Origin of the sequence: Halopseudomonas sp. MFKK-1, assembly GCF_027474385.1 — a bacterium.
Classification (GTDB): Bacteria; Pseudomonadota; Gammaproteobacteria; order Pseudomonadales; family Pseudomonadaceae; genus Halopseudomonas; species Halopseudomonas aestusnigri.
Genome location: NZ_CP114836.1, coordinates 1,350,211 through 1,370,552, shown reverse-complemented (window position 1 = coordinate 1,370,552; position 20,342 = coordinate 1,350,211). Strand labels below are relative to the sequence as shown.

The 20,342-nt window shown below is 62.6% G+C and carries 23 protein-coding genes; 17 read left to right on the top strand and 6 right to left on the bottom strand.

All coding sequences use genetic code 11. The features are described from left to right. The first annotated feature begins 6 nt into the window (after positions 1–6). Positions 7–384: a biofilm regulation phosphoprotein SiaC gene (gene siaC, locus O5O48_RS06285; protein WP_228247095.1), complete on the top strand. Its 378-nt coding sequence runs from the start codon at positions 7–9 to the stop codon at positions 382–384. 7 nt (positions 385–391) lie between these two features. After that, positions 392–1,186 (top strand): biofilm regulation diguanylate cyclase SiaD, encoded by a 795-nt coding sequence (siaD, locus tag O5O48_RS06280; protein WP_228247096.1) that lies wholly within the window; start codon positions 392–394, stop codon positions 1,184–1,186. Between the two features lie 19 nt (positions 1,187–1,205). On the opposite strand, the gene O5O48_RS06275 is transcribed toward siaD, so the two are convergent. After that, positions 1,206–2,360: a PilT/PilU family type 4a pilus ATPase gene (locus tag O5O48_RS06275; RefSeq protein WP_228247097.1), complete on the bottom strand. Its 1,155-nt coding sequence runs from the start codon at positions 2,358–2,360 to the stop codon at positions 1,206–1,208. Between the two features lie 61 nt (positions 2,361–2,421). Further along, a complete protein-coding gene (locus O5O48_RS06270) occupies positions 2,422–3,456 on the bottom strand; it encodes a type IV pilus twitching motility protein PilT (RefSeq protein ID WP_088276051.1) in 1,035 nt (344 codons plus the stop codon). A 77-nt stretch (positions 3,457–3,533) separates the two neighbouring features. Here O5O48_RS06270 and O5O48_RS06265 point away from each other — a divergent pair, with 77 nt between their 5' ends. From O5O48_RS06265 to O5O48_RS06210, 12 genes are all read left to right on the top strand, one after another. After that, entirely contained in the window at positions 3,534–4,220 is a 687-nt protein-coding gene (locus O5O48_RS06265) for a YggS family pyridoxal phosphate-dependent enzyme (RefSeq protein ID WP_269688461.1), read from the top strand. A 24-nt stretch (positions 4,221–4,244) separates the two neighbouring features. Continuing rightward, a complete protein-coding gene (gene proC, locus O5O48_RS06260) occupies positions 4,245–5,063 on the top strand; it encodes a pyrroline-5-carboxylate reductase (RefSeq protein WP_269688460.1) in 819 nt (272 codons plus the stop codon). Between the two features lie 13 nt (positions 5,064–5,076). Continuing rightward, positions 5,077–5,667 carry a YggT family protein gene (locus tag O5O48_RS06255; protein WP_269688459.1) on the top strand — a complete coding sequence of 197 codons (591 nt, stop codon included), beginning with the start codon at positions 5,077–5,079 and terminating at the stop codon, positions 5,665–5,667. A gap of 5 nt (positions 5,668–5,672) precedes the next feature. Next, positions 5,673–5,963 (top strand): DUF167 family protein, encoded by a 291-nt coding sequence (locus O5O48_RS06250; protein ID WP_269688458.1) that lies wholly within the window; start codon positions 5,673–5,675, stop codon positions 5,961–5,963. 126 nt (positions 5,964–6,089) lie between these two features. Continuing rightward, on the top strand, positions 6,090–7,232 hold the full coding sequence (metX, locus tag O5O48_RS06245; protein WP_228247102.1) for a homoserine O-succinyltransferase MetX: 1,143 nt from the start codon (positions 6,090–6,092) through the stop codon (positions 7,230–7,232). A gap of 2 nt (positions 7,233–7,234) precedes the next feature. Further along, a complete protein-coding gene (metW, locus tag O5O48_RS06240) occupies positions 7,235–7,825 on the top strand; it encodes a methionine biosynthesis protein MetW (protein ID WP_088276147.1) in 591 nt (196 codons plus the stop codon). 22 nt (positions 7,826–7,847) lie between these two features. Next, the gene (locus tag O5O48_RS06235; RefSeq protein WP_228247103.1) at positions 7,848–8,279 is read left to right on the top strand and encodes a DUF4426 domain-containing protein; all 432 of its coding nucleotides are present in this window, start codon (positions 7,848–7,850) and stop codon (positions 8,277–8,279) included. Then, positions 8,269–8,877 carry an RdgB/HAM1 family non-canonical purine NTP pyrophosphatase gene (gene rdgB / locus O5O48_RS06230; RefSeq protein WP_228247104.1) on the top strand — a complete coding sequence of 203 codons (609 nt, stop codon included), beginning with the start codon at positions 8,269–8,271 and terminating at the stop codon, positions 8,875–8,877. The genes O5O48_RS06235 and rdgB overlap by 11 nt, the downstream gene beginning before the upstream one ends. 56 nt (positions 8,878–8,933) lie before the next feature. Continuing rightward, positions 8,934–10,112 (top strand): radical SAM family heme chaperone HemW, encoded by a 1,179-nt coding sequence (gene hemW, locus O5O48_RS06225; protein WP_269688674.1) that lies wholly within the window; start codon positions 8,934–8,936, stop codon positions 10,110–10,112. A gap of 239 nt (positions 10,113–10,351) precedes the next feature. Continuing rightward, positions 10,352–11,515, top strand: a complete 1,164-nt coding sequence (locus O5O48_RS06220; protein ID WP_269688457.1) for an iron-containing alcohol dehydrogenase — start codon at positions 10,352–10,354, stop codon at positions 11,513–11,515. Between the two features lie 16 nt (positions 11,516–11,531). Then, positions 11,532–11,969: an acyl-CoA thioesterase gene (locus O5O48_RS06215; RefSeq protein WP_228247106.1), complete on the top strand. Its 438-nt coding sequence runs from the start codon at positions 11,532–11,534 to the stop codon at positions 11,967–11,969. Next, positions 11,969–12,517 carry a DUF922 domain-containing protein gene (locus tag O5O48_RS06210; RefSeq protein WP_269688456.1) on the top strand — a complete coding sequence of 183 codons (549 nt, stop codon included), beginning with the start codon at positions 11,969–11,971 and terminating at the stop codon, positions 12,515–12,517. The genes O5O48_RS06215 and O5O48_RS06210 overlap by 1 nt, the downstream gene beginning before the upstream one ends. A 164-nt stretch (positions 12,518–12,681) precedes the next feature. Here the strand turns inward: O5O48_RS06210 and gloA are convergent, their stop codons facing one another. The 3 genes from gloA to O5O48_RS06195 form a co-directional block, all read right to left on the bottom strand. Then, positions 12,682–13,212: a lactoylglutathione lyase gene (gene gloA, locus O5O48_RS06205; RefSeq protein ID WP_269688455.1), complete on the bottom strand. Its 531-nt coding sequence runs from the start codon at positions 13,210–13,212 to the stop codon at positions 12,682–12,684. 250 nt (positions 13,213–13,462) lie between these two features. Further along, a complete protein-coding gene (locus O5O48_RS06200; RefSeq protein ID WP_228247109.1) occupies positions 13,463–14,323 on the bottom strand; it encodes a crotonase/enoyl-CoA hydratase family protein in 861 nt (286 codons plus the stop codon). A gap of 270 nt (positions 14,324–14,593) precedes the next feature. After that, on the bottom strand, positions 14,594–15,769 hold the full coding sequence (locus O5O48_RS06195) for a GGDEF domain-containing protein (RefSeq protein ID WP_269688454.1): 1,176 nt from the start codon (positions 15,767–15,769) through the stop codon (positions 14,594–14,596). A gap of 253 nt (positions 15,770–16,022) precedes the next feature. On the opposite strand from O5O48_RS06195, the gene O5O48_RS06190 reads away from it, so the two are divergent. Continuing rightward, a complete protein-coding gene (locus O5O48_RS06190; RefSeq protein WP_269688453.1) occupies positions 16,023–17,342 on the top strand; it encodes a substrate-binding domain-containing protein in 1,320 nt (439 codons plus the stop codon). 26 nt (positions 17,343–17,368) lie between these two features. On the opposite strand, the gene O5O48_RS06185 is transcribed toward O5O48_RS06190, so the two are convergent. After that, a complete protein-coding gene (locus tag O5O48_RS06185; protein ID WP_269688452.1) occupies positions 17,369–18,235 on the bottom strand; it encodes a prenyltransferase in 867 nt (288 codons plus the stop codon). A gap of 352 nt (positions 18,236–18,587) precedes the next feature. Between O5O48_RS06185 and O5O48_RS06180 the strand changes: the two genes are divergently transcribed. Further along, positions 18,588–19,133, top strand: coding sequence for a LytS/YhcK type 5TM receptor domain-containing protein (locus O5O48_RS06180; protein WP_269688451.1), 546 nt, complete (start codon positions 18,588–18,590; stop codon positions 19,131–19,133). Further along, a complete protein-coding gene (locus tag O5O48_RS06175; protein ID WP_228247114.1) occupies positions 19,108–20,340 on the top strand; it encodes a putative bifunctional diguanylate cyclase/phosphodiesterase in 1,233 nt (410 codons plus the stop codon). The genes O5O48_RS06180 and O5O48_RS06175 overlap by 26 nt, the downstream gene beginning before the upstream one ends. The last annotated feature ends 2 nt before the right edge of the window (positions 20,341–20,342 follow it).

The window sequence follows — 20,342 nt, the reverse complement described above, 5'->3', positions numbered from 1 at the left end:
GCACCTATGAACGATTTCAGCATCCCCAGCTCGCAATCTACACCGGAAGTACGCAGCGACTGGAACGCCGGCCATCTGCATATGGCCGGCGACTCCTATCCGGAAAATTCCTTTGACCTGTTTCAGCAGGTGTTCGACTGGATCGAGTCCTATCTCGATCAGGCAGGCGCTCCACTGAGCCTTGAGCTGCGTCTGCTGTACCTGAACACCAGCAGCGTGAAGGCCATGATGGACGTTTTCGACCTGCTGGAAGCCGCCCATCAGGACGGCAAGCAAGTTGCGGTCAACTGGTACTACGACCCGCAGAACGAGCGTGTCGCCGAGCTGGCAGAAGAATTCAAGGAAGACTGTACCTTCAATTTCAACATCATCAGTCACCCCTGAGCACGCCATGAAAGGAAACAAAGAGGACCTCGAAGCGCAGATTCCACGGCTACTGGAGCAAACCGAGCTCCAGCAGAGTCCTCTGTATGCGCCGCTGAACGAGCTGTGGTCAGCCCATCAGGATCTGGCCCGTCGAATCGACCGCATCAGTCACATCTCCGACGGATTCCAGAGCATGGCCCGGCAGCGCGAGCAGTCGCTGACCGAGCGACTGAACAAGCAATTGCGTCAACTGGAGAAGGTGGCCCGCATCTCGGACCGCTATCAGAACATGATGCGCGACCTGAACGAGGCGCTGCGCGAAGCCTCCACCCACGACGCACTGACCGGCCTGGGTAATCGCCGCCTGCTGGTAGACCGCCTGAAGAAGGAAGCCGAGCGCTTCATCCGCTATCAGCGCCCGTTCAGCATCGCCATGCTGGATGTCGACCACTTCAAGAGCATCAATGATCGTTATGGCCACGAAGTTGGCGACGGCGCACTGATTGAGCTGGCGCGAGTGCTGGATGCCGAAATTCGGGACAGCGACCTGTGCGGTCGCTGGGGGGGAGAAGAGTTCCTGATTCTGCTGCCGGAAACCGGTACCGCCGAGGCGACCCTGGTGATGGAGCGGGTACGGTCCGCTGTCGAGCGACTGACCATCCGGGTGCAGGACGAGTCGGTCGGCATGACCGTCAGTATCGGCATCGCACAGCACAGCCCGAATAACAGCTATTCCGACACCATCAGCCAGGCCGATCACGCCCTGCTGGAGGCCAAGCGCGGCGGGCGCAACCAGCTGCATACCGCGACGGCCGGCTAGTCAGCCGACCGTCAGCGACTCAGAACCGCCGCGTGCGCGAGGCGACTTCTTCCTCTTCTTCCAGCGACAGGCCGTGGCTCAGCTGGTCCTGCATCAGGTGCTGACCGTCGGTTTCCGAGCCCAGCTTGATCATCAGACGCAGGTCGTTCGCCGAGTCGGCGTGCAACAGCGCATCTTCATAGGTGATCTCGCCGGCACTGTAGAGCTTGTAGAGCGCCTGATCGAAGGTCTGCATGCCCAATTCATTGGAGCGGGCCATTAACGGCTTGAGCTCATGCACCTCACCCTTGCGAATCATGTCGGCGGCCAGCGGCGTATTAAGCAGCACTTCGATGGCAGCCCGACGGCCCTTGCCATCGGGCGTGGGAATCAGCTGCTGGGCAACAATCGCCTTGAGATTCAGTGACAGGTCCATCCAGACCTGCTGATGCATCTCGGTCGGGAAGAAGTGAATGATGCGGTCCAGCGCCTGGTTGGCGTTGTTGGCGTGCAGGGTAGCCAGACACAGGTGGCCGGTTTCGGCAAAGGCCACCGCGTGATCCATGGTTTCCTTGGTCCGCACCTCACCGATCAGAATCACGTCCGGCGCCTGACGCAAGGTGTTCTTCAGCGCCACCTCGAACGAGTCGGTATCAATACCGACCTCGCGCTGGGTAACAATGCAGTTCTGATGCTGGTGAATGAATTCGATCGGATCTTCGATGGAGATGATGTGCCCGCTGGAGTGCTTGTTGCGGTAGCCGATCATTGAGGCCAGCGAGGTCGACTTGCCGGTACCGGTAGCGCCGACGAAGATCACCAGACCGCGCTTGGTCATGGCCAGCTGCTTCAGCACCTCCGGCAGCCGCAGTTCTTCCATGGTCGGAATGTTGACCTCGATACGGCGCAACACCATGCCCACCAGATTGCGCTGATAGAACGAGCTGACCCGGAACCGGCCAATGCCGCGCGCACTGATGGCGAAGTTGCATTCGCGCTTCTCGGCGAACTCGCGACGCTGCGCTTCGGTCATCACGCCCAGCACGGTTTCGCGGGTCTGCTCCGGCGACAGCGGGGTTTTGGTAACCGGCAGGATCTTGCCATTCACCTTCATGCTCGGTGGCACACCGGCGGTAATGAACAGGTCGGACGCACCCTTCTCGACCATCAACCGCAACAGCTTCTCGAACTCCATGGGTTGCCTCTACTTTCCTTCATGGCGGCAGGCACACCGCCGCCGGCACTATTTGTTGAACTCAGAATCCGTCGGCGACCTTGGCTTTCTCACGGGCGCTTTCCTTGCTGACCAGGCCCTTGGCGACCAGCGACTTCAAACACATGTCGAGGGTCTGCATGCCGAGGTTGCCGCCGGTCTGGATCGCCGAGTACATCTGCGCAATCTTGTCTTCACGGATCAGGTTCCGGATCGCCGGTGTGCCGATCATGATTTCGTGCGCGGCGACCCGGCCGCCGCCGATCTTCTTCAGCAGCGTCTGGGAAATTACCGCCTGCAGTGACTCGGACAGCATCGAGCGCACCATGGCCTTTTCCTCACCGGGGAACACGTCGACGATACGGTCGATGGTCTTGGCCGCCGAGGTGGTATGCAGGGTGCCGAACACCAGGTGACCGGTTTCTGCCGCAGTCAGCGCCAGGCGAATGGTTTCCAGGTCGCGCATCTCGCCGACCAGAATGATATCCGGGTCTTCCCGCAGTGCCGAGCGCAATGCTTCGGCAAAGCCAAGTGTGTCACGGTGCACTTCACGCTGGTTGACCAGACACTTCTTCGACTCGTGAACGAACTCGATCGGGTCCTCGATGGTCAGGATGTGCTGGTATTTGTTGCAATTGATGTAGTCGAGCATGGCCGCCAGACTGGTGGACTTGCCCGAGCCGGTCGGCCCGGTCACCAGCACCAGCCCGCGCGGCACATCGGAAATCTTCTTGAACACATCGCCCATGCCCAGATCTTCCATGGTCAGCACCTTGGAAGGAATGGTCCGGAACACCGCGCCTGCGCCACGATTCTGGTTGAACGCGTTAACCCGGAACCGGGCTACGCCGGGGACCTCGAACGAGAAGTCGGTCTCCAGGAACTCCTCGTAGTCCTTGCGCTGCTTGTCGTTCATGATGTCGTAGATCAGCGCATGAACCTGCTTGTGCTCCATCGCCGGTACGTTGATCCGGCGCACGTCGCCATCAACACGGATCATGGGCGGCAATCCTGCCGACAGGTGCAAGTCCGACGCGCCCTGTTTAGCGCTGAAGGCTAACAGCTCGGTAATATCCATAGGGTTCCCCATAACAACCTGCATGCATGTAGAATGCCCGCAGTGTCTATTCCATTGGCAAGGTATTAACGTCCGTAATGTCCACGATAGCAGAGAATATTGCAAACGTTCGTGAGCGCATCCGGCGGGCTGCAGAGGCGGCCGGACGGCCTCCGGAAGCGATCACCCTGCTGGCCGTCAGCAAGACCCGGCCCGCCAGCGCCATTCGCGACGCCTGGGCCGCCGGGCTGAAGGATATCGGCGAAAACTACCTGCAGGAAGCCCTCGACAAGATGGCCGAGCTGAGTGATCTGCCCTTGCACTGGCACTTCATCGGCCCCATTCAATCGAACAAGACGCGTCCCATCGCCGAGCACTTCGACTGGGTGCACAGCGTCGATCGCCTGAAAATCGCCCAGCGCCTCTCTGACCAGCGCCCGGAACATCTGCCGCCGCTGAATGTCTGCCTGCAGGTAAATATCAGCGCCGAAGACAGCAAATCCGGCGTATCGCTGGCCGAACTGCCCGAGCTGGCTGCCGCGGTCGCGGCGCTGCCGCGCCTCCGGCTGCGCGGGCTGATGGCCATTCCGGCCCCGGCCGAGACCAGCGAGGCACGCCGCGCGCCGCTGGCTGCGCTGCGCCAGGCTGCCCAAAGCCTGCCGCTGGACCTGGACACCCTGTCGATGGGCATGAGCGACGACCTGACCGAAGCGGTGCAGGAAGGCGCCACCATAGTGCGTATCGGCACCGCCCTGTTCGGGCAGCGCCAGTACCCCAACACCTAACGCATGCAGAACGAGGTTTCCCAAATGACCGCACCCGTAATCGGATTCATCGGCGCCGGCAACATGGCCACCAGCCTGATCGGCGGCATGCTGCAGAAAAACGTCAAGCCGGCAAACCTGATCGCCAGCGACACCAAGGCCGAGCAGTGCGCTGCTCTGGAGCGCCAGTTTCATATTCGCACCGCGACCGACAACGCCATTCTGGCCGCCGAGTGCGACATCCTGCTGCTGGCAGTCAAGCCGCAGGTCATGCAGGACGTCTGCCGCGCCCTGCCACGCAGCCGCAAGCCCGGCCAGCTGATCATTTCGATTGCCGCCGGCATCACCTGCAGCAGCCTGGAAAACTGGCTCGGCGCCGGTACCGCCATCGTCCGCTGCATGCCCAATACGCCGTCGCTGCGCGGCCAGGGCGTCAGCGGCCTGTATGCCAACGCCGCGGTCAGCGACGAGCAGCGTGAGCAGGCCGAAGGCATCCTCAACGCGGTCGGCATCAGTGTCTGGCTGGATGAGGAAAAGCTGATCGACGCCGTCACCGCGGTCTCCGGCAGTGGCCCGGCCTACTTCTTCTACCTGATGGAAGCGATGATCGACGCCGGCGAAAAACTTGGCCTGCCGCGCGACACCGCCGAACGTCTGGCCCTGTTCACCGGCCTGGGCGCCGCCGACATGGCGGTACACAGCGACGTCGACGTTGCCGAGCTGCGCCGTCGCGTCTGCTCACCCAACGGCACCACCGAACGCGCCATCGAAACCTTCCGCAGCCAGGGGTTGCCGAAGCTGGTCGACGACGCCATGCAGGCCTGTGCCGACCGCGCAGCCGAAATGTCCCGCGAGCTTGCCTGAGGATTGATTGCCCATGAACAGCCTGAACACGGCCGCCATCTACCTGCTGCAAACCCTCGGCAATCTCTACCTGCTGGTAGTACTGCTGCGCTTTCTGCTGCAGCTGGTCCGCGCCGACTTCTATAACCCGATCTCGCAGTTCATCGTCCGTGCCACCAAGCCGCTGCTGATGCCGCTGCGCCGGATTATTCCCGGTTACGGCGGGCTGGACTTCGCCTCGCTGGTCCTGGCGCTGGCAATCCAGCTGGTGCTGATGGTGCTGATCATCAAGTTGATGGGCTACGCGCTGCCGAACATTATCCTGCTGGTCGCCTGGTCGGCCATTGGCATCCTCGCGCTGTTCGCCAAGATCTTCTTCTTCGCGCTGATCATCAGTGTAATCCTGTCGTGGGTCGCCCAGGGCAGCTACAACCCGGCGGTAACGCTGATCAACCAGTTGTGCGAGCCGCTGCTGGCACCGATCCGCAAGATCCTGCCGGCACTGGGCGGGCTGGACCTGTCACCGATCTTTGCCTTTATCGCCATTCGGCTGTTCGACATGCTGGTCATCGCCAACCTGGCAGCCGCGGCCAGCATGCCCCGTGGCCTGACGCTGGCACTCTGACGCCAGTGCCGTTCTACCACTGGCAAGGCGAGGACCTGATCCTCGACTGCCATCTGCAGCCCGGCGCCAAGCGCGCCGAGTTTGCCGGCCAGCATGGCGAACGGCTGAAGATCCGCATCAGCGCACCGCCCGTCGACGGCAAGGCCAACGACGCGCTGATGCGCTTTCTGGCCGACGCCTTTGCGGTCAGCCGCCAGCAGGTCAGCCTGCTCAGCGGCCAGACCAGCCGGCAGAAACGCCTGCTGATAAAGCAGCCGCAGCAACTGCCCGAGGATCTGGGTATCAGCCGCGGCTGAATGTTGCGCCAGACCAACGCCCTCTTTAGACTGGCGCATCCATAATTGGCCCTTCGCCTGCCTGCTGTATCCCGGGAGTGATCCTCCCTACGAAGTCCGGCCAAGCGACACAGGAACAGGTTACCGATGTCCCGACTACCTGCTGACTCCGTCGGCCTGGTCACCCCCCAGCGCCAGACGTTTACCGACCCTCTGCCCCTGGCCTGCGGCACGCCGCTGAACAGCTACGAGCTGGTCTACGAGACTTACGGTGAGCTCAACGCCAGCGCCAGCAACGCGGTGCTGATCTGCCACGCCCTGTCCGGCCATCACCACGCCGCCGGCTACCACAGCGCCGACGATCGCAAACCGGGCTGGTGGGACAACTGCATCGGCCCCGGTAAGGCCATCGACACCAATCGCTTCTTCGTCGTCAGCCTGAACAACCTCGGCGGCTGCCACGGCTCCACCGGCCCGTCCAGCATCAACCCGGAAACCGGCAAGAGCTACGGCGCCAGTTTTCCGGTCGTTACCGTCGAAGACTGGGTACACAGTCAGGCCCGGCTGGCCGACGTGCTGGGCATTCAGCAGTGGGCTGCGGTGGTGGGCGGCAGTCTTGGCGGCATGCAGGCGCTGCAGTGGGCGATCAGCTACCCGGAGCGCGTGCGTCACTGCGTGGCCATTGCCACCGCGCCCAAGCTGTCGGCACAGAACATCGCCTTCAACGAGGTGGCCCGGCAGGCAATCATTACCGATCCGGACTTCCACAACGGCGACTACGCCGCCTTTGGCGTGATCCCCAAGCGCGGCCTGATGCTGGCGCGCATGGTCGGCCACATTACCTACCTGTCGGACGACTCGATGGGCGCCAAGTTCGGCCGCGATCTGCGCTCCGATCAGCTCAACTACGACCTGACCAGCGTCGAGTTCGAGGTGGAAAGCTACCTGCGCTATCAGGGTCAGGAGTTCTCCGGTCGCTTCGATGCCAATACCTACCTGCTGATGACCAAGGCGCTGGACTACTTTGACCCGGCCGCGGCCAACGGTGGTGATCTGGCGCGCACACTGGCGGTGGTCCAGGCTCGCTGTCTGGTGATGTCGTTCACTACCGACTGGCGCTTCTCGCCGGCGCGCTCGCGCGAACTGGTCGACGGCCTGCTCGCCGCCCGCAAGGACGTCAGCTATCTGGAGATCGAAGCCGCCCAGGGCCACGACGCCTTCCTGCTGCCGATTCCCCGCTATATCGAGGCCCTGAGTGGCTACATGAACCGCATCGAGGTGAACCAATGAGCCTGCGCGCCGATCTGGAGATCATCCAGCAGTGGATTCGCCCGGGCAGCCGGGTACTCGACCTGGGCTGCGGCGAGGGCCAGTTGCTGCGCCACCTGCGCGATCACAAGCAGGTGCAGGGCTACGGCCTGGAAATCGACCCGGACAAGATCAGCAGCTGTATCCGACACGGCGTCAACGTGATGGAGCAGAACCTCGACGAAAGCCTCGACAACTTCGAGGACAACAGCTTCGACACCGTGGTCATGACCCAGTCACTGCAGGCCATGCACTACCCCGACCGGGTACTGGAAGACATGCTGCGCATCGGCCACGAAGGCATTCTGACCTTCCCCAACTTTGCCCACTGGCGATGCCGCTGGTATCTGGGCACCAAGGGCCGCATGCCGGTGTCCGAGTTCATGCCCTACACTTGGTACAACACCCCGAACATCCACTTCTGCACCTTCAAGGACTTCGAGCAGCTGTGCCGGGAGCGCAACATCAAGGTGCTGAACCGCCTGGTGGTCGACCAGACCCACCAGAGCAGCTGGTTGAGCGGCCTGTGGCCCAACATGCTGGGTGAAGTCGCGATCTACCGGGTCAGTCGCTAGTCCACTTTCGAGGAGAACTGCCATGTTTCGTCGTCTCTGCCTGCTGAGCCTGATGCTGCTCAGCCTCAACGTGTTCGCCGGCCCCGAGCCCACTCGCTTCGGTGATCTGGTGGTCTACCACAACGTATTCAACAGCACCCTGCTGCAGCCCGACATCGCCGCCAACGCCGGCCTCAAGCGCGGCCCGACCCACGGCGTGATCAACGTCGCCGTGCAGCGGCCGGACGGCAGCGCGGTCGACGCTATCCTCAAGGGCGAAGTGCGCAGCCTGATCGGCCAGCCGGTCGCGCTCGACTTCAACCGCATTCAGGAAGGCGACGCCATCTACTTTGTCGCCAACTACACCTCTACCCAGCGCGGCATTTTGCTGTTCAAGGTCGATATCCAGGCCGAAGAAGGCGCCATGGTGCACAGCCTGAGCTTCCAGCAGGAATTCTTCCCCGATGACCAATAAAACTGCCCTGCCCTTCAGTGAGTTGGTGCTCGCCAGCAACAACAAGGGCAAGCTCGCTGAACTCCAGGCCATGCTGGGTGACAGCATCACCGTCCGCCCGCAAAGCGACTTTACCGATATCGAAGCCGAGGAAACCGGCCTGACCTTCGTCGAAAACGCCCTGATCAAGGCGCGTCACGCCGCCCGCATCTCGGGCCTGCCGGCGCTGGCCGACGACTCCGGACTCGCGGTCGACGCCCTGGGCGGCGCACCCGGCATCTACTCTGCCCGCTACGCCGGCGGTGGCGGTGATGCCGCCAACAACGCCAAGCTGCTTGAAGCATTGAAGGACGTACCGGACGCCGAGCGCGGCGCCCAGTTCATCTGCGCACTGGCCCTGCTGCGCCACGCCGAAGATCCCATTCCCGTCATCTGCGAAGGCGCCTGGCAAGGCCGCATCCTGCATGCGCCCAGCGGCGAGCACGGTTTTGGCTACGATCCGCTGTTCTGGGTGCCGGAGCGCGACTGCTCCAGCGCCGAACTCAGTCCGCAAGAGAAGAATCAGTTGAGCCACCGGGCACGCGCCATGGCGCTGTTGAAAACCAGGCTGGGCCTGTGAAGCCACAAGCGGCAAGCGGCAAGCGGCAAGCAAACCCAAACGCCAGCACGGACCGCTTGCAGCTTGAGGGGGCAACGCCCCCGTCTTGTGGCTTGCAGCCGCCGCCCCTGGCGGCGTATGTCCATATCCCCTGGTGCGTAAAGAAATGCCCCTACTGCGACTTCAATTCGCACACCAGTCAGGATGCCCTGCCCGAGACCGAGTACGTCGACGCCCTGATCGAGGATCTGGAGCAGGATCTGCGCTTGCTCGACGGCCTGCCCGCCCGACCGCTGACGTCGATTTTCTTCGGTGGCGGCACGCCGAGTCTGTTTTCGGCGGCGGCGCTGGATCGCTTCCTGCAGGCGCTGGATCAGCGGGTACCGTTCGCCAGCGACATCGAAATCACCCTCGAAGCCAACCCCGGCACCTTCGAGCAGGCCAAGTTTCGCGACTACCGGCTGGCGGGCATCAATCGCCTGTCGATCGGCATCCAGAGTTTCAACGCCGAGCACCTCAAGGCGCTGGGCCGCATCCATGACGACCGTGAAGCCCTCGGCGCTGTCGAGATGGCGCGCCGCGCCGGCTTCGACAACCTGAACCTCGACCTGATGCATGGCCTGCCGAATCAGGAGCACGCCCAGGCGATGGCCGATCTGGATCAGGCGATGGCGCTCGCCCCGGAGCACCTGTCCTGGTATCAGCTGACGCTGGAGCCGAACACCGTGTTTTACTCGCGCCCGCCCACGCTGCCTGAGGAAGACATTCTCTGGTCGATTCAGGAAGCCGGGCTACAGCGTCTGGCCGCCGGCGGCTACGCCCAGTACGAGATTTCGGCCTATGCCAAGGGTGGTCGCCGCGCCCGCCATAACCTCAACTACTGGCAGTACGGCGACTTTCTCGGCCTGGGCGCCGGCGCCCACGGCAAGCTGACCGACGCCAATGGCAAGGTACAGCGCTACTGGAAGACTCGCCTGCCCAAGGACTACCTCAACCCGGACAAGGCCTATCTGGCAGGCAGCAAGACGCTGGACACCGACGAGCTGCCGTTCGACTTTCTGATGAACGCCCTGCGGCTGGTCGATGGCGTGCCCAGTGCCTGGTACGCCGAACGCACCGGCCAGTCACTGGAGCAGATCGCCGATACCCTGAACCAGGCCGAAGCCAAGGGCCTGCTCGAGCCCTGGCGCCAGCAGCTGCGTCCGACCGAACGCGGCCGGCTGTTCCTCAACGACCTGCTGGAGATGTTCCTCTAGACCGCTTGGGAAGGCCGCGTTCCGGCTCGGCCAACAAGAGCGCTCCACTATCACCGGGCTGTGAGTGACCATCGCCAACATCAATAGCCCTTGCCGCATGAACGCACAGTCAGCAGAATTGACTCAGTCTGGAAACTGATTTCGATCTCGCCAGCCGGTCATCATCCGGCGACGACCACACAACAACCGCGGCCCACGGGCACGCAGCAGATCGAACCCGCACCTAACCCGGAGGCCCGATGAATCCCTTCAGCTTTGCCACCACCGCGCAGATCCTCTGCGAATCCGGTTCCGCCAGCCAGCTCGGCGAGCTGTGCAAGGTCCGCGACGCCCACCGCGTGCTGATTGTCACCGACCCCGGCATTACCAAGATTGGCCTGCTCAGCGGCGTACTGCCAACCTTGAGCAGCGCCGGCATTGCTGTTGAGGTATTCGATCAGGTTGAGGCCGATCCGCCGGAATCCGTGGTATTAGCGGCCGTTGAACAGGCCAAGGCCATGCAGGCCGAGCTGATCATCGGCTTCGGTGGCGGCAGCTCGATGGATGTGGCCAAACTGGTTGCCCTGCTCGCACACCCGAGCTGCAGCCAAACCCTGCAGGACATCTACGGCGTCGGCAATGCCCGCGGCCAGCGCCTGCCGCTGATTCAGGTGCCGACCACCGCCGGCACCGGCTCGGAAGTCACCCAGATAGCGATCATCACCACCGGCGCCACCACCAAGATGGGCGTGGTGTCACCAATTCTGCTGCCGGATCTGGCGCTGCTGGATGCCGACCTGACCCTCGGGCTGCCCGCCCACGTCACCGCCGCCACCGGCATCGACGCCATGGTGCACGCCATCGAGGCCTACACCAGCAAACTGAAGAAGAACCCGCTGTCCGACATGCTCGCCCGCGAGGCCCTGCGCCTGCTGGCCGGCAACCTGGATGCGGTGGTGGAGGACGGCGGCAACCGCGAAGCCCGCCAGGCCATGCTGCTCGGCGCCCTGCTCGCCGGCCAGGCCTTCGCCAACGCGCCGGTCGCTGCGGTCCACGCACTGGCCTACCCGCTTGGCGGTCACTTCCACATTCCGCACGGCCTGTCGAACGCGCTGGTGCTGCCAACGGTGGTTGAATTCAACGCTCCGGCCGCCGCGCCGCTGTATGCCGAACTGGCACCGCTGATCGTCGGCCCCGGCCTGGTTGCCGGTGACACCGACAGCCTGACCGCGCAGATGATCAGCGCACTGGCCGAGCTGAGCCCGCGCTGTGGCCTGCCGAGCCGTCTGCGCGACGCCGGTGTGCCAAAGGACGCACTGGAAATGCTGGCCAGGGACGCCATGCTGCAGCAGCGTCTGCTGGTCAACAACCCACGCGAGGTCACCGAAGCGGACGCGCTGGCCATCTACAACCAGGCTTACTGAGCCAAGCGGAGCATTCATGAGTACGAGCAAGCCCACGCGCAGCGATTACCCCTACCTGCACGCCATCACCACCCGCTGGCACGACAACGACATCTACGGTCACGTCAACAATGTGACCTACTACAGCTACTTCGACAGCGCGGTGAACAGCTGGCTGATCGCCGAAGGCGGGCTGGACATCCATACCGGCGATCAGGTCGCCTTTGTGGTCAGCTCCAACTGCGACTACTTCGCGCCCATCGCCTTTCCTGACGCCATCGAGATTGGCGTCAAGGTCGCGCGCCTAGGCAGCAGCTCGGTACATTACGAACTGGCCGTATTCAAGCAGGGCCGTGACGAGGCCTGCGCGGCGGGCCGTTTCGTCCATGTATTCGTGGACCGCGCCAGCAATACCGCCTTCCCGATCCCCAACCGCTGCCGCGCCGCCCTTGAGCGCCTGATGGACCCGATCTGATGCACAAACGATTGCTGTTACCGCTGCTGCTCGGCCCATTGCTGATATCAGCAGGCCCGAGCAGTGCCGAGCCCCGACTGCAAAGCCGGGTGGAGAGTTTTGATGTCAGCGGTGCGACCGTCGACACCATCCGCGCCAGCCTGAACCGCAATCGTCAGCACAGCGCCAACCGGGTCAACTGGAACTTCCGCTGGGAGTCCACGCCCGGTCAGTGCCGCATCACCGAAGCGACCACGGACGTCACAGTGACGGCCTACCTACCGCGGCTGCAACCCGACCCGCAGCGCGCCGCCAGCGTGCAGCAGCAATGGGACAGCTACCTGCTCGCCCTGCAGCTGCATCAGGATGGTCATGTGGATTTGGCGATGAATGCCGCCAGACAGATCGAGCAGGCGATTCTCAATCTGCCGCCAGCAGCCTCCTGCGAGCAACTGCAACAAGCCGCCAACGCCGCCGGCCGCCGCCTGCTGGAACAGCTCGCCGTCGACGACCGCGAATACGACAAGCGCACCCAGCAGGGGACGCTGGAAGGCGCGCACTTCCCCTGACACCCGCAGGACCACAGCAAGAGCGGGGGCAGGTAAAAGCGTTGCCGAGGCAGGCAGCGCAAGGCAAAAACCAGCGAGGCAGCGGAGTTTACGAGCTGTAAATGAGCATGCCGAGCTGGTTTTTAACGCCGCGATGGCAACGCAGGTAGCTTTTAACGCTCCCGTCAGGCCATCCCGCCCGGCGCAAAGATCTCAATCCAATACCCATCCGGATCACGGATAAAGGCGATGTTGTGCATCTTGCCGTCCTGCGGACGCTTGACGAAGGACACACCCAGCTCCTCAAAGCGCGCGCAGGCCGCCTCCAGATCCGGCACGGCAAAGCCGATGTGGCCGAAGCCGCGCGGCTCTTCGTTACCGTTGTGATAGCTGAACTCCGGATCGTCTTCGGTGCCCCAGTTGTGGGTCAGCTCCAGCATGGCCGGACGGCCGAAGGTCTGGTGGGTGCGCTCAACAGGATCGTCAGACCAGCTGTCCAGCGCGTTACTGTCGACAGCGGCCAGAAAATACAGACTAAACTTGCCGGCCGTAAAATCCAGCTTCTTCACCAGCGTCATGCCCATCACGCGGGTATAGAAATCCAGCGTCGCCTTCGGGTCCTTGATGCGCAGCATGGTCTGGTTGAAGACAAACCCCTCGGTAGCCGGATCGCGGTTCTCGCACAGGCCCGGGGCGGATTCAAAGTGACGACTCATGGCAACAGCTCCCATTGGGTAGAAAAAGCCAAAGCCTAACACTGAAACGCCCGCACACAGAACCTGCGCGGGCGTCGTATCCGGTCAGCATTACGCCGTGCTGCCGGCAAACAATAAAAGCGTCACCGAGGCAGGCAGTGCAAGGCGAAGTGAAGACCAAAAAGCGATCGGAGTCGCGCCCGACCTTACAAAGAGTAAGTGAGCATTTTTGGCCTTTGCTTCAACGCAGCAATGCCAACGCAGGTAGCTTTTATCGGAATTTGCGCTCTTCCCACCACGGGAAAAACTCAGGCTTGTCCGAGCTCGGACGCAGCTTGAACTCCGGCGCGCGCTTCTCCAGGAACGAGCTGACGCCCTCCTTCGCATCTTCGGACTCACCCATAAAGGCAATCGCGCGCGAGTCGATGATATGCGCTTCCATCGGATGATCCGCCGCCATCATGCGCCACAGCAGCTGACGGTTCAGCGCGGCAGACATGGCCGAGGTGTTGTCGGCAATCTCACGGGCCAGCTCGCGCGCCGCCGGCAGCAGCTCGTCCGGCTCGTGGACGCTGCGCAGCAGACCGCCCTTGAGCGCTTCTTCGGCGCTGAAGACGCGGCCGGTATAGACCCACTCGGCGGCCTGCATCGGGCCAACGAGGCGCGGCAGGAACCAGCTGGAGCAGGCTTCCATGGTGATGCCGCGACGGGCGAACACGAAACCGAACTTGGCATTGGTCGAGGCCATGCGAATATCCGCCGGCAGGCTCATGGTCACACCGACGCCGACAGCCGCGCCGTTGAAGGCAACGATGACCGGCTTGATGCACTCGTAGATACGCAGTGAGACAGTACCGCCGCCATCACGCAGATCATCACCCTCGGGCTGATCCTGACGCTTGTGGCGGTTGAAGGTGTCACCGCCCTTCTCCAGATCCGCACCGGCACAGAACGCACGGCCCGCACCAGTCATGATCACCACACGCACCGCATCATCGGCATCCGCCGCATCAAAGGCGGCAATCAGCTCACGACGCATCAGGCCGTTAAAGGCGTTCATGCGGTCAGGACGGTTCAGCGTCAGCGTGAGGACACCGTCCTCCACCTGGTAATCGAGGGTCTCGTAAGTCATTGGAGCTCTTCCTGTTTGGTCAAATGCCGCCCAGTGTAGAACCGGCCAGTCACGGTAACCAGTTGAGTTACCGTGGCGTATGTGAGGGTATTGGCGGTGTGGATGGCAGGGAGCAGCAAACCTCACGCGCGTGCGGATAACTTGCGGCTGGCAAACAAAGCAGTAGTTATCCTCACGATCATGAGGATTGTCCAAACAACGACCAGACATACCGCCAACGCCCGGACAAACGCGCACTCAGAGTTCAGCCCCGGGCTCTGCACGCAGGTTCTAGCAGTGCATCGCCCGATTGCGCCCCGCATCCTTCGCCGCATACAGAGCGCGATCAGCACGCTTGAAGGTGTCATCAACACCGGCATCTGTCGGGCGCCAGTCGGTATAGCCAATGCTGACGGTCACACCGGGTAAGCCCGGCTCGCTGATGAGGGCAGCCAGGCGCAGCCGTTCGGACAGCTCACCGGCCTGAGCCATGGTGGTTGCCGGCAGCAGAACGATGAACTCCTCGCCCCCTACCCTGCCGAACACATCAGACTGGCGCAGGGCATCTTCCACATGCCGACAGAAGACCTGTAAGACGCGATCACCGGTCTGATGACCGAACTGGTCGTTAATCGCCTTGAAGTGGTCCAGATCGAGCGAAAGGACTGAGAAAGGCTCTCCGCTCCGCCTGCTGCGCCGGAACAGGTCACTGGCGGCATTGGCCACTGCGCGGCGGCTGCGCACGCCGGTCAACGTATCGACCATGGCAAGGTCTTCAAAATTGCTGCGGATACGCTCGGACACGAGTAGCAAAAAACCGATATTGACGATCACCAGTCCGAAGGTGAAGGTACCGAGATACAGCGCCTGCATCCAGGAGGTATCCAGCATGCCCTGGCCGTCCTGCGGCTGGAACACCGCATGTACCCAGCGCGCACCAAATACCAGGGTGGAGAAGCAGACCCAGAAACCGGTGAACGTGACACCCAGCAGATACTGCCGGTGATCGCTGCTGCGTTGGAAGATCGCCATTGCAAACACGATGGCATGCATCAGGCTGGCGGCAAACACATAGCCGGTCAGGCTCAGGTAACGCCCACGCAGGCTGTCCTCGACGTGGGTAAAGTAGGCCTGGCCGATCCAGGCAACAACAAACAGCACCACCCAACCCTTGAGTCTCGGCTGCTGACCGAAGTAGCGGGCGCTGCCGATCCAGTACAGGGTATAGGCCAGCATGGCGGCGGTATTCGGGATCGTATAGGTAAGCCAGTCGAGGGCCTCGCCACGCAAACTGATCAGCAGCCCGGAGAACATGGCCAGCAGCGAGCCGGCCGCCCAGTGACGATACCCCGCAATAGCAGGAGTGCTGGCGCGCCCCATCAATAGCAGAACGATACCCATCACAGCCATCAGCAAGCTGGTCAGCATGATCAGGGTACCGGGATCGTATACGGGTGTTACATCCATCGAGTGCACGTCGTCATCGGGTTCTTTCTTATTATGTTCCATGGATGGGGTAAGGGCACGGAAAGAGTGGCGGATTGCCACTTTTTAGCCTGCCGGCGCAGCGTTCAGCCGTAACGCGGCATCGCGGCAGTGTGACCGGCTCTACACCCTGGCAATCCGACAGCCAACCGTCATCCGGCTGTAACCTGGATGTTATCTCCTTGTCGCACTCTGGCAGCCGACTCACACGCTGCCCGTTGAAACGAGGACCCTCATGCCTTCAATTCGCCGCTATCTGCGCCACCTGTGGCTTTCGTTCACCCTGCTACCCGGCCTGGCCAGCGCCCATGCACTGGAGATCCACGGCTCCAATACCATCGGCGCTACGCTTGCGCCGATGCTGATGACCGGCTTTCTGCAGCAACTGACCGGCAACCCGGTGACAGCCAGGCCAACCGGGACAGCCAACGAGACGGTGCTTGCCACCAGCTACAACGGCAAACCGATGACAGTGCTGGTCGCGGCGCATGGCACGAGCACTGGCTTCGGCGCGCTGGCGGCGGATCACGCCGATATCTGGGCCGCATCACGTCGAGTCAAGGGCAGCGAGCGCGAGGCCATGACCTCGCGGGCCGACATGACCAGCCCGGACAGCGAGCATGTAATTGCAATTGATGGCCTGGCGATTCTGGTACACCCCTCCAACCCGGTCGAGCAGCTCAATATCGATACGCTGGCGCGCATATTCGCTGGCGAAATCAGCAACTGGTCCGAGGTTGGCGGCCCGGATCGACCAATTCGGATCTATGCCCGAGACGAGCAATCCGGCACCTGGGATACCTTCAAGGAGCTGGTGCTGGCCGGACGCTACAACCTGACGCCGAGCGCGCAGCGTTACGAGTCGAACGACCAGCTGTCAAACGACGTGAGCAACGACCCGTCCGGTATCGGCTTTGCCGGCTTCGCCTCGGCGGGCAACAGCAAGCTGCTGGCGATTGCCGACGGCAACGCCCCGGCGCTGAAACCGAGCGCGCTGTCGGTGGCTACCGAAGATTATCCTCTGGCACGCCGGCTGTATCTGTACACGGCAGGAAACACCGGCGAGCCACTGGCAAGGCAGTTTATCGAGTACGTTCAGAGCCCGACGGGACAGGCGATTGTGGCCGAATCCGGCTTCTTTTCGCAGACCCCCTTTGCCGTCGATCTGCCGCCGGATGCCAGTGTGCCCGATACCTTCAGGCGCCTGACCGAAAATTACCAGCGCCTGTCGGTCAACTTCCGCTTTGCCGAGGGACGCACCCAGCTGGACAACAAGGCCCGGCGTGACCTGCAACGCGTACAGCAGTATCTGGAGGACACCGGCAAGTCCGGTCGCGACCTGATGCTGATCGGTTTTGCCGATCAGCAGAGTCACGAACTGCGGGCGCAGATGATCTCCGAGCTGCGCGCGCTGTCTGCCGCCAAGGCGCTGCGGGAAATGGGCACTCGGGTACAGGGGTATGTCGGTTACGGACACTACATGCCGGTCGGTTCAGCCGGCGGAGAAAGTGGCGCGCGTCGTAATGGGCGGGTTGAGGTGTGGGTGCGACGGTAAGAAAGCGGCAGAGAGCCGCCGTCAACTCAGCGCGCCAGGCAGATACCCAGCGCCATCAGCGCCGGTACCAGCAGGCTTTGCAGCACATTGCTGCGCAGAGCCAGCAACAGGTCGCCATCCGGACGACAGAGCCACAGGCTATGCAAACCCAGCGCGAAAGCCGGCAAGGCCAGCAGACTGGCAACCGGCAACCAGCCCGCCAGCACGGCCAGCAACAGCACCAGCAAAGCCAGCAACCAATTGGCCGCGTAGACCCGGCGGGCCAGCGCCGGCCCATAGCGCAGCGCCAGATTGTCGCGGCCGACGCGGCGGTCGGCGTCGCAATCGGGAAGCTGGTTGAGCAGTAACAGGTTATTGATCAGCGCCCACAACACCACGCCGGCCGCCAGCCCGGCGGCCGTGTATTCACCGGCCAGTACGCGCTGGCTGCCGAGCAGCATCAGCAGACCGAAGCCGGTACCCGGCGCCAGCAGACTGAGCCAGCGATTGCGGGTAATCCACGGGGTATAACCGGCCACCAGCAGCACGCCGGCGATGCCGAGCGGCAACAGGCCGGGGCCGGTCCGCCAACTCAGCCACAGGCCGATCAGCCCGGTCAGCAGCAACAGCGTCAGCCCCAGCGCAAGGGCGGCCGGCGCAGCGTGCGGGTGCGCCGGCAGGTAGCCACTGCCGCCACTGAAGGGCGTGCGCTCGGTGTGCAGATCCAGGCCGCTGCGAAAGTCGGCGTACTCGTTCAGCACATTGACTGCGCCATGTGCCGCCAGCGCGCCCAGCAACACCAGCAGCCAGTCACTCTCTCGCAGCAACGCCGGCGGGGTCAGCGCCGCGGCCAGGGCGACGGTAACCAGTGCCAGCAACAGAAACGGCGGGCGCAGGGTAAGCAGTAATCCCATAGTCATTCGTCCAGCTGGAAACTTCCGTTGATTCGGCCGTCGGCAGAGCCTTGCCAACGCTGGAAGGCGCACACTTTACCCACGTCCAGGCCCCGCCAACAAGCCGATTACACCTGTCTGCTCTGGCCAAACCGGCACTCTTCGCCAGCAAAGGGGCAGGAGCACAGGCAGGATCGTGCAGAGTGTCCGATACTGATGGTGATTACTGAATGCAGGATGCCCCATGCTGGATTTTTTCCTGGTCGTTTTATTTGGCCTGCTCACCTTTGCAGCGATTGTGCTGTTCTACCATCACTACCTGTGGAAGCGCCTGCGCAGCCCGCGCGACGAATAATGGGCGCTGGGCGCCTTGATGGGGCTGGGCAGCCTGTTTGTCATGCTCTCGGCGGTCGATGTGGGCAACGGTGTGCTGCTCGATGCGCGGGTGCTACTGATGGGCTTTGCCGCCCTGCTGGCAGGCTGGCGCGGAGCGCTGGCGGCCCTGATGATCACCCTGCCAGCACGTCTGCTGATTGGCGGTGCAGGCGCCTATATCGGCTGTCTGACGCTGCTCATGGCGCCGCTGATCGGTCTGGCCTGGCGGCAGTTCGAGGCGCGCCTGAGCTGGGGGCCGTCTTGGCGCTTTCTGGTGTTCGGTGCCCTGCTGCAGCTGTCACTGGGGACTATCATGCTATTCCCGGAACCCCAGCGCGCCCTGGCGCTGAGGGACGCCGTCTTGCCCTTGCTGATACTGAACATGATTGGCGCGCTGCTGGCAGGCTGGATGGAGCTCGGCATCAACCAGAGCGTCGTACGTGCCGAGCGCTGGCGCAGGAGGGCACTGACCGACGACCTGACCGGCCTGGGAAATCGACTGCAACTGACCGAAACCATTGAACGCAAGCTGCAGGAAGATTAAACAGCAAGGCGGCTCCTTTGCCCTGATTTCACTGGATCTCGACAACTTCCGCCACATCAACGATACGCTGGGACACAAAATCGGCGACGCAGTGCTGGTGGCCATCGCACGGCGTCTGTCTGACTCACTGACCCCGCAGGATATGCTGGTGCGTGTGGCGGGCGACCAATTTGTCGTCATGATGCCCTCGGCGTCGGCAAACGAGATTATTCAGCACGCCAGACAGCTGCTCAGCACGGCAGCGGCGCCGCTACAGATCGAACACTACGTGTTGCTGCTGACCGCCAGCATTGGCGTGGTCTGGTCACCACAGAACGGGGCCGAGTCCCGCCTGCTGCTGCAAAACGCCGAAATCGCCATGTATCGATCCAAGTACCGCGGACGCAACCAGGTCACCTGCTTTGACGACAACATGCGCACCGAACTGGAGCGCCAGACCGGCCTGACCCAGGCACTGCGGCTGGCACTGGAAAGCAAACGCGACCTGCGACTGGTGTTTCAGCCCCAGTTTTCACTGGTTGACCGACACCTGACCGGGGCAGAAGTGTTGCTGCGCTGGCGGCACCCGCAGCTTGGCGACATCAGTCCGGCGGAATTTGTTCCGCTGGCCGAACAGGCCGGTCTGTCAGGGCTGCTCGACCGTTTTGTAATGGAACAGGCCGCGATCCAGCAGGCCGCCTGGGTCCGGGCGGGCTTCAGCCTGAAACTCTCGATCAACCTGTCCGTGCTCAGCCTGCGCGTCACCGGCCTGGCAAAGGAGATTCTTGCATTGCTCGGCAAATACGACATACCCGCGCAATTGATGGAAGTCGAGGTGACCGAGTCGGTCGACCTTGAAGGGTCCAGCGAGGCGATGGCCGAAATTCTGCAATTACGGGCAGCCGGCGTCAGCATTGCACTGGATGACTTCGGTACCGGTCACTCTTCCCTGAGTTATCTGCAACAACTGCCGCTCGACATCGTCAAGATCGACCAGAGTTTTGTCCGCCGCATTCAGCCGGCCGAAGGGCCAGGCAACTCCATTTTGCGGGCCATCATCGCCCTGGCCAAGGCCCTGCACCTGGAGATCATTGCCGAAGGCGTGGAGACGGAGGAGCAGCACAACTGGCTTGCCGCAGAGGGCTGCGACATCGCCCAGGGTTATCTGCATGGCAAACCGGTGGATAGACTGGAGTTTGAGCAGCGGTACCTGCGGCAATCAGCCTGAGC

Bases quoted from the DNA above. Each gene is read 5' to 3' on its own strand.
- O5O48_RS06220 (WP_269688457.1), top strand. From the start codon at position 10,352: ATGAATCCCTTCAGCTTTGCCACCACCGCGCAGATCCTCTGCGAATCC.
- gloA (WP_269688455.1), bottom strand. From the start codon at position 13,212: ATGAGTCGTCACTTTGAATCCGCCCCGGGCCTGTGCGAGAACCGCGAT.
- rdgB (WP_228247104.1), top strand. From the start codon at position 8,269: ATGACCAATAAAACTGCCCTGCCCTTCAGTGAGTTGGTGCTCGCCAGC.
- O5O48_RS06200 (WP_228247109.1), bottom strand. From the start codon at position 14,323: ATGACTTACGAGACCCTCGATTACCAGGTGGAGGACGGTGTCCTCACG.
- proC (WP_269688460.1), top strand. From the start codon at position 4,245: ATGACCGCACCCGTAATCGGATTCATCGGCGCCGGCAACATGGCCACC.
- O5O48_RS06195 (WP_269688454.1), bottom strand. From the start codon at position 15,769: ATGGATGTAACACCCGTATACGATCCCGGTACCCTGATCATGCTGACC.
- O5O48_RS06270 (WP_088276051.1), bottom strand. From the start codon at position 3,456: ATGGATATTACCGAGCTGTTAGCCTTCAGCGCTAAACAGGGCGCGTCG.
- O5O48_RS06275 (WP_228247097.1), bottom strand. From the start codon at position 2,360: ATGGAGTTCGAGAAGCTGTTGCGGTTGATGGTCGAGAAGGGTGCGTCC.
- O5O48_RS06235 (WP_228247103.1), top strand. From the start codon at position 7,848: ATGTTTCGTCGTCTCTGCCTGCTGAGCCTGATGCTGCTCAGCCTCAAC.
- O5O48_RS06265 (WP_269688461.1), top strand. From the start codon at position 3,534: ATGTCCACGATAGCAGAGAATATTGCAAACGTTCGTGAGCGCATCCGG.
- O5O48_RS06190 (WP_269688453.1), top strand. From the start codon at position 16,023: ATGCCTTCAATTCGCCGCTATCTGCGCCACCTGTGGCTTTCGTTCACC.
- O5O48_RS06215 (WP_228247106.1), top strand. From the start codon at position 11,532: ATGAGTACGAGCAAGCCCACGCGCAGCGATTACCCCTACCTGCACGCC.
- O5O48_RS06210 (WP_269688456.1), top strand. From the start codon at position 11,969: ATGCACAAACGATTGCTGTTACCGCTGCTGCTCGGCCCATTGCTGATA.
- siaD (WP_228247096.1), top strand. From the start codon at position 392: ATGAAAGGAAACAAAGAGGACCTCGAAGCGCAGATTCCACGGCTACTG.
- O5O48_RS06185 (WP_269688452.1), bottom strand. From the start codon at position 18,235: ATGGGATTACTGCTTACCCTGCGCCCGCCGTTTCTGTTGCTGGCACTG.
- metX (WP_228247102.1), top strand. From the start codon at position 6,090: ATGTCCCGACTACCTGCTGACTCCGTCGGCCTGGTCACCCCCCAGCGC.
- O5O48_RS06180 (WP_269688451.1), top strand. From the start codon at position 18,588: ATGGGGCTGGGCAGCCTGTTTGTCATGCTCTCGGCGGTCGATGTGGGC.
- O5O48_RS06255 (WP_269688459.1), top strand. From the start codon at position 5,077: ATGAACAGCCTGAACACGGCCGCCATCTACCTGCTGCAAACCCTCGGC.
- siaC (WP_228247095.1), top strand. From the start codon at position 7: ATGAACGATTTCAGCATCCCCAGCTCGCAATCTACACCGGAAGTACGC.